The sequence below is a fragment of the Kitasatospora sp. NBC_00315 genome (assembly GCF_041435095.1).
In the GTDB taxonomy this organism is placed as follows: domain Bacteria; phylum Actinomycetota; class Actinomycetes; order Streptomycetales; family Streptomycetaceae; genus Kitasatospora.
Genome location: NZ_CP108025.1, coordinates 4,006,538 through 4,017,650, shown reverse-complemented (window position 1 = coordinate 4,017,650; position 11,113 = coordinate 4,006,538). Strand labels below are relative to the sequence as shown.

Genomic DNA, 11,113 nt, shown 5'->3' with positions numbered 1-11,113 from the left:
CCATGAGCAACGACGAACACGCCCTGGTGGCGCGTACCGGCGAGAACAGCCCGGCCGCCCAGGTCGAACTGCTCGGCACCCCGCCGGACGCCCGCGACATCACCGCCGAGCTCGCCGCGCCGCCGCGCCGCAAGCTGCCCTGGCTGAGCCTCGCCCTGGCGGGCGGAGTGCTCGCCGCGGCGGCGTTCAGCGGTGGCATCTGGTACCAGCAGAACCACGGCAGCACCAAGGCGCCCACGGCGGCCGGCGGCGGCCAGCAGCGGGCCGCCGGCCAGGCGGGCGGCTTCGGCGGCCAGGCCGGCGGGTACGGCGGGCAGGCCGGCGGCGCGGCGGGCTACGGCGGGACCAGGCGTGGCGGTCAGGCCGGCGGGACGGGCGCCCAGGCGGGCGGTCAGGCGGGCGGCACCGGCGCGCAGGGCGGGGCGGCCGGCGCGGCCGGCGGCTTCACCCGGGGCACGGTCAAGGCCGTGGACGGCACCACGGTCTACCTGACCGACGCCAACGGCAACACGATCAAGGTCACCACCGGCGACTCCACCAAGGTGCAGCTCAACCAGGAGGGCAAGGTCGCCGACCTGCTGCCCGGCCAGAGCGTCACGGTGGTGGGCACCCCGGACGCCTCCGGTGGCTACGCGGCCACCCAGCTGGTCGAGGGCGCGGCGGCCGCGGGCGGCTTCGCCGGGGCCCGCGGCACCAACGCGTCCGGCGGCTGACCCCGCGGCACCGGACGACAGCGGCCCGGCCGGCAGCACGCCGGCCGGGCCTCGCTCTGCCCCCCGCCGGCGGGACGCCGTCGGCCGGCCCCACCGGTCCGTCGCCGGGCCCCGACCGGTCCGGGAAAAATCCCCCCCCGGCTAAGCTGGTTAATCCAACATTCATCGACCGTGCATAGCCTCGACCGGGCTATCGTCCGTATGAGTGCCATCGTCCGACCGGGAGGCCGAACAGCCGTGCAAGGGATCGTGTCGACACCTGGGGCCGCGGCGGCCCCCGGCAGCACCGGTGAAGCCTTCCTCCTCGTCGTCGACGACGAACCGAACATCCGCGAGCTGCTCTCCGCCTCGCTCCGGTTCTCCGGCTTCCGGGTCTCCTCCGCCGCGACCGGCCACGAGGCGCTCGCCGCCGTCGCCGCCGAACGTCCCGACCTGATCGTGCTCGACGTGATGCTCCCCGACCTGGACGGCTTCACCGTCGTCGAACGGCTGCGCGAGCAGACCCGGCGCGGCCAGATCGCCGGGCCCGCACACTCCGGCGAGCACCTGCCGGTGCTCTTCCTCACCGCGAAGGACGGCGTCGGCGACAAGGTCCAGGGGCTGGCCGTCGGCGCGGACGACTACGTCACCAAGCCGTTCAGCCTGGAGGAGCTGATCGCCCGGATCCGGGCGATCCTGCGCCGGGCCGGCGGCCCCGCCGAGGACGGCCGCCTGGTCGTTGCCGACCTCACCCTCGACCCGATCGCCCACGAGGTCACCCGGGCCGGCGTCCCGGTCTCGCTCTCGCCGACCGAGTTCAAACTGCTGCACTACCTGCTGGCCAACGTCGGCCGGGTGGTCTCCAAGGCGCAGATCCTGGACCACGTCTGGGCGTACGACTTCGGCGGGGACCTCTCCATCGTCGAGTCGTACATCTCCTACCTGCGCCGCAAGCTCGACTCCGGCCCCGCGCACGGGCCCAAGCTGATCCACACCGTCCGGGGCATCGGCTACGCCCTGCGCCGGCCGCCGCAGAACTGAACCGCGGGATGACCCGGCTCTCGCTCCGCGCCCGCCTGCTGATCCTCGCCCTGCTCCTGGTCACCACCGGCCTCGCGGTCAGTGACACGGTCGTCCTCGGCACCGTCCGCCACCAGCTCGAACAGCGGATGGACGAACAGCTCCAGCGCTTCGCCGAGCCGCTCTCGCACCGCGCGCCCGGCCGCCAGACCTGGGGCGACAAGGGCCAGGCCCCGGCCGTCCCCGGCAAGCGCGCGGCGCAGTACCTGGCCGCCCTGCCCAGCCAGTACGTCGTCCAGTACCTCTCCGCGGACGGCAAGGTGCAGCAGACCGTCCGGCAGCCGATCGCCGACTCCGACCCGGCGCCGCAGCTCAGCCGGCTCGACCTGCCCGCCACCGACCCGGACACCGCCTTCGACCTGCCCGACGGACGCGGTCACGGCACCTGGCGGGTCCTCGTGCTGCCGCTCCAGCGGCAGAGCACCGGCAGCGAGTTCGCCGCGCCGAGCCCCTCCTACCTGCTGGTCGCGGTCTCCCGCGACGACATCGACGCCACCGTCGGCAAGCTGCGCACCTCCTTCCTGGTGATCGGCGGGGTGGTCCTGCTGCTGATCGCCGCCCTCGGCTTCTTCGCCGTCCGGGCCGGGCTGCGGCAGCTGCGGATCATCGAGGACGGCGCCGCCAGGATCGCCTCGGGCGAGCTGTCGCACCGGATGCCGGAGCTCTCCCCGCGCACCGAGGTCGGCCGGCTCTCGGCTGCGCTCAACGGGATGCTCACCCAGATCGAGGCGGCCTTCGCGGCCCGCGCCGAGTCCGAGGCCCGGATGCGGCGCTTCGTCGCGGACGCCTCGCACGAGCTGCGCACCCCGCTGGCCGGCATCCGCGGGTTCGCGGAGCTGTACCGGATGGGCGCGCTGCCCACGCCCGCTGACGTCAACCGCACCATGGGCCGGATCGAGAACGAGGCCGTCCGGATGGGCACCCTGGTCGAGGACCTGCTGGTGCTCGCCCGGCTCGACGAGGAGCGCCCGCTCGACCTCGCCCCGATGGACCTGCGCACGCTGGCCGCCGACGCCCTGCACGACCTCACCGCCCTGGACCCGACCCGCCCGGTCGCCCTCACCGGCCCCGCCGGCCAGGGCGCGCCCGGCGCCGCCCCCGTCCTCGGCGACGAGGCGCGGCTGCGCCAGGTGGTCACCAACCTGGTCGGCAACGCCGTCAAGCACACCCCGCCCGGTACGGCCGTCCGGATCGGCGTGGGCACCGCCCGGGGCGACTGCCTGCTGGAGGTCGCCGACTCCGGCCCCGGCCTCACCCGCGACCAGGCCGAACGCGTCTTCGACCGGTTCTACCGGGTGGACGCCTCCCGCAGCCGGCACGACGGCGGCGGCGCCGGCCTCGGCCTCGCCATCGCCACCGCCCTCACCCACGCCCACGGCGGCACCCTCACCCTGCGCAGCACCCCGGGCGACGGCGCGGTCTTCCGGATGGAGATCCCCCGCCAGCGGTGACCGCCGCCACCCGCCGGGAGCGCCACCGTTTTCCGCCTGTCCGCCTGTCCGCCTGTCCGCCTGTCCGCCGGGCCGACTGCCGGGCGGCGAAAACGCGTTGCCCCGCCGGCGCCCCGCGGGAGAGGGTCGGTGACATGTCCGAGACCAGCACCCGTACCGCCCCCGGCGGCCCGCGCGACGTGGAGAGCCTGTTCTCGCACGGCCGCCTGATCAGCGTCCCGCGCAAGGCCGCCCGCCGCGAGCAACTGCTCGTCCACCTCGCGCGGACCCTCTTCGAACCCGGCCGCGACTACACCGAACCCGAGGTCAACGCGGCGCTGCTCGCGGTGCACGACGACTGCTCGGCGCTGCGCCGCTACCTGGTCGAGGCGCACCTGCTGGCCCGTACCAGGGACGGCGGCAGTTACCGGCAGACTCTCTGAGCGGGGAGGACGGCCGACCGTCGCGGGCGGGTGCGCACCGCCTTCTCCGCGCCGCACGACCTCGGCCGCGCGACGGTGGCCGGCCCGTGTCAGGGCTCGCCCCGCCGCGTCGGGCCGGGTCCTGCGGGTCGGCGCCGGGCACCACCGGCCGCTGACGGGGCGTCACCGGCCGGCTCAGGCCGGGACTCCGGCGGCGGGCTGGTCGCTGCCGCAGTACCTGCACCTGGTCGCGGCCCGTGGGATGTCGTCGGACAGGCAGGCCGTACAGATCTTGGTCGGGACGGGGTCGCCGAAGACGATCAGCCCACGACGGGCCTGGACGTGCTTGTAGGGCAGCACGATGACGAAGTAGACGACGGCCATGAAGATCACGAAGTAGACGATCGCCGAGATGAAGGCACCGAGGTCGAGGTACGTGGCCGCGTTCCCCTCGTCCCCGAGCTGCCAGCCCAGCCCGACCGAGTTCGAACCCTGCAGCCGGGTGATGATCGGGTTGATGACGAAGTCGGTGAACGCCTTGATGAGCGTGCTGAAGGCCAGGGCGACGATCAGACCGATCGCCACGATGATGACGTCGCCGCGCATGAGGAAGTTCTTGAAGCCTTTGATCACGGTCAGCTCCCGGTGGGATCGACGACTCCGCAGGTGGGCATACCGAGAACGCTAAGGTCCCGGCCGTCGATCGGCTCGCCGGGTTGGTCCCGCCGGGTTGGTCCCCGAGGCGATCCCCGGTGCTGTTCCCGGTGCTGTCCCCGGGCACCCCGGAGCGTCGTGCCCGGCCCTCCGCTCGCGCCACCGTCGAGCGGCGGACCACCGCCCGGGGGGCGGGCGGACGACGGCCCGTCCGCTGTCAAGCGCCTGATCGTCCAAAAGGCCGGGTCGCGGCGACCGGCTGCCGGTTGTGGCGGGTCGGGCGCACTCAGCACACTGGCCCGAACGGCGGGGCGGCGCCGGTGACCCCGTGAGCGCCCTGTCGGACGGCCGTCCGGCGGCTGTGACGCGTACCACCACACCCCCCTTGCAGTACCGCCATAAGTATGATGGATACTGCCCTTGTGAATGTATTCACGTTCACAAGCGGACAAGCTTGCGTGGCAACGTGATGCTCTGTCGCTATATATGAAATTTGTCCGCTATAAGACGTAATGACTCCCTGGCCGGAGAGAGGGCGAAGTGGACCTAGCAGTCGCTCACGAGACCATCGCGCGATGGCAGTTCGGCATCACCACCGTCTACCACTACCTCTTCGTCCCGCTGACGATCAGCCTGGCCTCGGTCGTGGCCGGGCTGGAGACCGCCTGGGTGCGGACCGGCAAGGAGAAGTACTTCCACGCCACCAAGTTCTGGGGCAAGCTCTTCCTGATCAACATCGCGATGGGCGTGGTCACCGGCATCGTGCAGGAGTTCCAGTTCGGCATGAACTGGTCCGACTACTCGCGCTTCGTCGGCGACGTCTTCGGGGCGCCGCTCGCGATGGAGGCGCTGATCGCCTTCTTCTTCGAGTCGACCTTCATCGGGCTCTGGATCTTCGGCTGGGACAAGCTGCCGAAGAAGATCCACTGCGCCTGCATGTGGATGGTCGCCATCGGCACCTCGCTGTCGGCCTACTTCATCCTGGCCGCGAACTCGTGGATGCAGCACCCCGTCGGCTACGAGGTGAACCCGGCCACCGGCAAGGCACAGCTCAACGACATCGCCCGGGTGCTGTTCCAGGACACCACCGTGGTCGTCGTGCTGCACACGCTCACCGCCGCCTTCCTGACCGGTGCGGCCTTCGTGGTCGGCATCTCCTCCGTCCACCTGTGGAAGGCCAAGCGCCGCCCCGAGGGCGCGGACCCGAAGCGGACCGCCGTGATGCGCACCTCGCTGCGGCTCGGCCTGGTGCTCGCGGTGGTCTTCGGCCTCGGTACCGCGCTGACCGGTGACGAGCTGGCGAAGGTCATGTTCAAGCAGCAGCCGATGAAGATGGCCGCCGCCGAGGCACTGTGGGAGACCCAGGACCCGGCGCCGTTCTCGATCTTCGCGGTCGGGAACGTCAACCAGGGGCACAACTCGGTCGAGCTGGAGATCCCGGGGATACTGTCCTTCCTGGCCAACAGCAACTTCAGCTCGCCGGTGCCCGGCATCAACGACACCGCCGCCGCCGAGGCCACGAGGTTCGGTGGCGAGCCGAAGGACTACATCCCGAACATCTTCGTGACGTACTGGGGCTTCCGCCTCATGATCGGCTTCGGGATGACCTCCTTCCTGGCCGGCCTGGTCGGGCTCTGGACCACCCGCAGGAAATGGTTCCTCGCGCCCGAGCACCGCACCGCCGAGGACGAGGTCCCCAGGCTGATGCTGACCCGGGGCCGGGAGCTCGGACCCTTCCTCACCAGGTGGAGCTGGCGGATCGGCATCCTCACCATGGGCTTCCCGCTGATCGCCAACAGCTTCGGCTGGATCTTCACCGAGATGGGCCGTCAGCCCTGGGCGGTGTTCGGCCTGATGCGGACGGCTGACGCGGTCTCACCCAACGTCAGCGTGACCACCCAGGTGATCGCGCTGAGCACCTTCACCCTGCTGTACGCGATCCTCGCGGTCATCGAGGTGAAGCTGATGGTCAAGTACGCCAAGGCCGGCCCGGACACGTCCGAGCGGCCCCCGGCGAAGGACCCGACCCTGCGCGGGCCGTCCTCGGACGAGGACGCCGACAAGCCGCTCGCCTTCGCCTACTGACGCCCGGGGACTGAGAGAGCATGCAACTGCACGACGTCTGGTTCGTCCTCATCGCCGTCCTGTGGATCGGCTACTTCTTCCTCGAAGGCTTCGACTTCGGCATCGGCGTGCTGACCAAGCTGCTGGCGCGCGGCACCACCGAGCGGCGTGTCCTGATCAACACCATCGGCCCGGTCTGGGACGGCAACGAGGTCTGGCTGCTCACCGCCGGCGGCGCGACCTTCGCGGCCTTCCCGGACTGGTACGCGACGCTGTTCAGCGGCTTCTACATCCCGCTGCTGCTGATCCTGGTCTGCCTGATCGTGCGGGGCGTGGCCTTCGAGTACCGGCACAAGCGCGACGAGGAGCGCTGGCAGCGCAACTGGGAACAGGCGATCTTCTGGACCTCGCTGATCCCCGCCTTCCTGTGGGGCGTGGCGTTCGCCAACATCGTGGCCGGCGTCGACATCGACCAGCAGAAGAACTACACCGGCACCCTGTGGGACCTGCTCAACCCGTACGCCCTGCTCGGCGGTCTGGTGACGCTGTTCCTCTTCACCTTCCACGGTGCGGTGTTCGCCGCGCTGAAGACCGTCGGCGACATCCGTGCCAGGGCCCGGGTGATGGCCCTCCAACTGGGGCTGGCCACCGCCGTTCTGGCCGTGGTGTTCCTGGTCTGGACCCAGGCCGACAGCGGCGACGGCTGGAGCCTGGCCGCCCTGGTGGTCGCGGTGCTGGCGCTGGTCGGGGCCCTGGTGGCCAACCAGCTGGCCCGCGAGGGCTGGGCGTTCGGGCTCTCCGGACTGACCGTCGTGGCCGCGGTCGGGATGCTCTTCCTGGCGCTGTTCCCGGACGTGATGCCCTCCACCCTCGATCCGCGGTGGAGCCTGACCGTCAGCAACGCCTCGTCCTCGCCCTACACGCTGAAGCTGATGACGATCGTGGCGGCGGTCTTCACGCCGGTCGTGATCATCTACCAGGGCTGGACGTACTGGGTGTTCCGCAAGCGGATCGGCGTCCAGCACATCCCCGGGCACGACCCGGCCGCCCCCCTCGACCAGCACTGACGCCGAGAGGCAGCCGACGTGAAACCCGTGGACCCGCGCCTGCTGGCGTACGCCCGCACCACCCGTGCCTTCCTCGCCGGATCGGTGATCCTCGGCGGGGCGGGCGCGGCCCTGGTGGTCGCGCAGGCGAGCCTGATCGCCGAGATCGTCGTCCGGGCCTTCCAGCAGCGGGCCGGAGTCGACGAGCTGGCCGGGCCGCTGCTGCTGCTCGCCGCCACCGCGGCGGGCCGGGCGCTGGTCACCTGGCTCACCGAGCTGGCCGCGCACCGCTCGGTGGCCCGGGTGAAGTCCACCCTGCGCCGCCGGCTGCTCGACCACGCCACCGCCCTCGGCCCGTCCTACCTGGCGGGCCGGCGCACCGGCGAGCTCACCGCTCTCGCCACCCGGGGTGTCGACGCCCTCGACGACTACTTCGCCCGCTACCTCCCGCAGCTGGCGCTGGCCGTGGTGGTCCCGGTGGTCGTGCTGCTGCGGATCGTCGGGGCCGACCTCACCTCCGCCGCGATCATCGCCGGGACGCTCCCCCTGATCCCGCTCTTCATGGCGCTGATCGGGATGGCCACCCAGAGCCGGATGGACCGGCAGTGGGCGAGTCTGGCCCGGCTCTCGCACCACTTCCTGGACGTCGTGGCCGGTCTGCCGACGCTCAAGGTCTTCAATCGGGCCAAGGCCCAGGCCGCCACGATCTCCCGGATCACCGCCGACTACCGCCGCGCGACCCTGCGCACGCTGCGGATCGCGTTCGTCTCCTCGTTCGCGCTGGAACTGCTCTCCACCCTCTCGGTCGCGCTGGTGGCCGTCACCGTCGGCTTCCGGCTGGTCGACGGCACCCTCGACCTCGAAACCGGCCTGCTGATCCTCATCCTGGCGCCCGAGGTGTACGTGCCGATCCGGCAGGTCGGCACGCTCTACCACTCCAGTGTCGAGGGCCTCACCGCCGCCGAGGAGATCTTCCGGGTGCTGGAGACCGCGCTCCCGGCGGCCGGCGGCACCCCGGCGCCCCCGCTGGCCGGCGCCACCATCACCGTCACCGGCGTCACCGCCTCCTTCCCCGGCCGCGGCGCCCCCGCCCTGCGGGACGCGGGCCTGACCCTCGCACCGGGGACGACCACCGTCCTCACCGGGCCCAGCGGCGCGGGGAAGAGCACTCTGCTGTCCGTCCTGCTCGGCCTCACCGCGCCCGACGCGGGGAGCGTCACCGTCACCGCCGCCGACGGCACCCGCCACCGGCTCGCCGACCTCGACCGGAGCGGCTGGCACCGGCAGATCGCCTGGGTCCCGCAGCGTCCCCACCTGTTCGCCGGCACGGTGGCCGACAACGTCCGGCTCACCAGCCCGGACGCCGGGCGCGAGGAGATCCGCCGCGCGCTGGCCGCCGCCCACGCGCTCGACTTCGTCGACCGCCTCCCCCTCGGCGTCGACACCCGCCTGGGCGAGGGCGGCGCCGGCCTCTCCGCCGGGCAGCGCCAGCGTCTGGCGCTGGCCCGCGCGCTGCTCGCCACCGACCGCCCGCTCGTCCTGCTGGACGAACCCACCGCCAACCTGGACGGTGAGAGCGAGGCCGCCGTCGTCGAGGCGGTCCGGGCGCTGGCCGCCGACCCGGCCCGGACGGTGCTGCTGGTCGCGCACCGTCCGGCGCTGCTGGCGGTGGCGGACGCCCGGCACCGCCTGACGGCGCCGGAGGCCGAGCCAGCCGCCCCCTGCCCCGCCGCCCCCGGCCCCGCCCCCGCCGCCCCCGGCCCCGCCCCCGACGGCGCGGCCGCCCGGGTGGTGGCCGCCCGGGTGGTGGCCGCGCCGACGCCCGCGACGCCCGCGACGCCCGCGCCGCCCCCGCCGCCCCCACCGCCCTCGGCGCCCTCGGCGCCCTCGGCGCCCGCGACGCCCGCGACGTCCGAGCCCGAGCCCGAACCGGCGGGGCCGGGCGGGCCCCGGCTCGCGCTCGCCACCCTGCTCGGCTCGCTGGCCCTGCTCTGCGCCGTCGCCTTGATGGGCACCTCCGGCTACCTCATCTCGTACGCCTCCGAGATGCCGCCGGTGCTCTACCTGATGATGGCGGTCACCGCCGTGCGGGCCTTCGGCATCGGCCGCAGTGTGTTCCGCTACGCCGAGCGGCTGGTCTCGCACGACGCGGTGCTGCGCGGCCTCGGCACGCTCCGCACCGCCGTCTACCGCCGGCTGGAGCAGCTGGCCCCCGCCGGGCTGCCGGCCCACCGCCGGGGCGACCTGCTCTCGCGGCTGGTCGCGGACGTGGACGCGATCCAGGACCACTACCTGCGCTGGCGGCTGCCGGCGGCGATCGCGGCGGTGGTCTCGCTGGCCTCCTCGGTCGCACTCGCTCTCCTGCTGCCCTGGGCCGGGGTGGTCCTCGCCGCCGGTCTGCTGCTCGCGGGCGCCGTGGTGCCGGTCGTCGCCGTCCGGTTGTCCGGGCGCGCGGAGCGCCGGCAGGCGCCGGCGCGCGGCGACCTGGCGGACGCCGTGGTCGACACCTTCACCGGCACCGCCGAGCTGACCGTCGCCGGCGCCCTGCCGACCCGGCTGGCCGCCGTCCGCGCCGCCGACGCCGCCCTCACCTCGCTGGCCGCCCGCTCGGCCGCGACCACGGCGCTCGGCGCCGGTCTGATCACGCTGCTCACCGGCCTCACCGTGACGGCGGCCGCCGCCGTCGGCATCCACGGCGTCAGCAGCGGCGCGTTGCCGCCGGTCTGCCTGGCCGTCATCGTGCTGACACCGCTGGCCGCCTTCGAGGCGGTCACCGGGATGCCGCTCGCCGTGCAGGCCCGCGAGCGCAGCCGGGCGGCGCGGGCCCGGCTGGCGGAGGTGCTGGACAGCCCGGCGCCGGTCGGCGAACCCGCCGAGCCGGCGGCGCTGCCCGGCGATCCGCTGCCGCTCGCCGTCCGCGGCCTGGCCGCCCGGCACCCCGGTCAGGAGCAGGACGCGATCTTCGGCGTCTCGCTCGACCTCGGGCCCGGACGGCGGATCGCCGTCGTCGGCCCGTCCGGCTCCGGCAAGAGCACCCTCGCGCAGACGCTGCTGCGCTTTCTGGACCGCAGCGCCGGCACGGTCACCTTCGCCGCCGGTCGTCCACAGGCTGTGGACAGCGCCGCCGTCGCCTCGGACGACGTCCGCCGCGCCATCGGTCTCTGCGCCCAGGACGCGCACGTCTTCGACAGCTCCCTGCGGGAGAACCTGCGGCTCGCCCGGCCCCAGGCCGGCGAGGAGGAGCTGCGCGCGGCCCTGCGCGGAGCGCGCCTGCTGGACTGGGTCGACACCCTGCCCGGGGGCCTGGACACCATGGTCGGCGAGCACGGCGGCCGGCTCTCCGGCGGCCAGCGCCAGCGGCTCGCACTGGCCCGCGCGCTGCTCGCGGACTTCCCCGTACTGCTGCTGGACGAGCCCGCCGAGCACCTCGACCTGCCCACCGCCGACGCCCTCACCGCGGATCTGCTGGCGGCCACCGCGGGCCGTACCACCCTGCTGATCACCCACCGCCTGGCCGGCCTGGCCGCCCCCGGCGCCGTGGACGAGATCCTCGTCCTGGACCACGGCCGGGTCGTCGAGCGGGGCAGCTGGGCCGGGCTCACGGCGGATCCGGGCGGACGGCTGTCGGCGATGTGGCAGCGCGAGCGCGAGGCGGACGGACTGCTGGTGGAGAGCGGTGCCGGCCGGTGACCGGAGCTCTCGCGGGCGTCCGACACGCCGCGGTT

At 73.4% G+C, this 11,113-nt stretch carries 8 protein-coding genes; 7 read left to right on the top strand and 1 reads right to left on the bottom strand.

What is annotated here, in order from left to right; translation table 11 throughout:
- The first annotated feature begins 2 nt into the window (after window positions 1–2).
- The 4 genes from OG823_RS16345 (at window position 3) to OG823_RS16330 (ending at window position 3,645) form a co-directional block, all read left to right on the top strand.
- The gene (locus OG823_RS16345; protein ID WP_371480289.1) at window positions 3–713 is read left to right on the top strand and encodes a hypothetical protein; all 711 of its coding nucleotides are present in this window, start codon (window positions 3–5) and stop codon (window positions 711–713) included.
- Between the two features lie 249 nt (window positions 714–962).
- Window positions 963–1,733: a response regulator transcription factor gene (locus tag OG823_RS16340; RefSeq protein WP_371480288.1), complete on the top strand. Its 771-nt coding sequence runs from the start codon at window positions 963–965 to the stop codon at window positions 1,731–1,733.
- An 8-nt stretch (window positions 1,734–1,741) separates the two neighbouring features.
- On the top strand, window positions 1,742–3,223 hold the full coding sequence (locus OG823_RS16335) for a sensor histidine kinase (protein ID WP_371480287.1): 1,482 nt from the start codon (window positions 1,742–1,744) through the stop codon (window positions 3,221–3,223).
- A gap of 134 nt (window positions 3,224–3,357) precedes the next feature.
- Window positions 3,358–3,645 (top strand): DUF2087 domain-containing protein, encoded by a 288-nt coding sequence (locus tag OG823_RS16330; protein ID WP_371480286.1) that lies wholly within the window; start codon window positions 3,358–3,360, stop codon window positions 3,643–3,645.
- A 174-nt stretch (window positions 3,646–3,819) separates the two neighbouring features.
- Here the strand turns inward: OG823_RS16330 and OG823_RS16325 are convergent, their stop codons facing one another.
- Window positions 3,820–4,257 carry an MscL family protein gene (locus OG823_RS16325; protein WP_371480285.1) on the bottom strand — a complete coding sequence of 146 codons (438 nt, stop codon included), beginning with the start codon at window positions 4,255–4,257 and terminating at the stop codon, window positions 3,820–3,822.
- A 561-nt stretch (window positions 4,258–4,818) separates the two neighbouring features.
- Between OG823_RS16325 and OG823_RS16320 the strand changes: the two genes are divergently transcribed.
- From OG823_RS16320 to cydD, 3 genes are read left to right on the top strand one after another with little or no spacing between them, the layout of a single operon-like run.
- Entirely contained in the window at window positions 4,819–6,363 is a 1,545-nt protein-coding gene (locus OG823_RS16320; RefSeq protein ID WP_371480284.1) for a cytochrome ubiquinol oxidase subunit I, read from the top strand.
- A gap of 20 nt (window positions 6,364–6,383) precedes the next feature.
- Window positions 6,384–7,409, top strand: a complete 1,026-nt coding sequence (gene cydB, locus OG823_RS16315; RefSeq protein ID WP_371480282.1) for a cytochrome d ubiquinol oxidase subunit II — start codon at window positions 6,384–6,386, stop codon at window positions 7,407–7,409.
- An 18-nt stretch (window positions 7,410–7,427) separates the two neighbouring features.
- Complete coding sequence (cydD, locus tag OG823_RS16310; RefSeq protein ID WP_371480281.1) at window positions 7,428–11,078, top strand: thiol reductant ABC exporter subunit CydD; 3,651 nt, start codon at window positions 7,428–7,430, stop codon at window positions 11,076–11,078.
- Window positions 11,079–11,113: the final 35 nt, after the last annotated feature.

Bases quoted from the DNA above. Each gene is read 5' to 3' on its own strand.
- OG823_RS16345 (WP_371480289.1), top strand. From the start codon at position 3: ATGAGCAACGACGAACACGCCCTGGTGGCGCGTACCGGCGAGAACAGC.
- cydB (WP_371480282.1), top strand. From the start codon at position 6,384: ATGCAACTGCACGACGTCTGGTTCGTCCTCATCGCCGTCCTGTGGATC.
- OG823_RS16335 (WP_371480287.1), top strand. From the start codon at position 1,742: ATGACCCGGCTCTCGCTCCGCGCCCGCCTGCTGATCCTCGCCCTGCTC.
- OG823_RS16330 (WP_371480286.1), top strand. From the start codon at position 3,358: ATGTCCGAGACCAGCACCCGTACCGCCCCCGGCGGCCCGCGCGACGTG.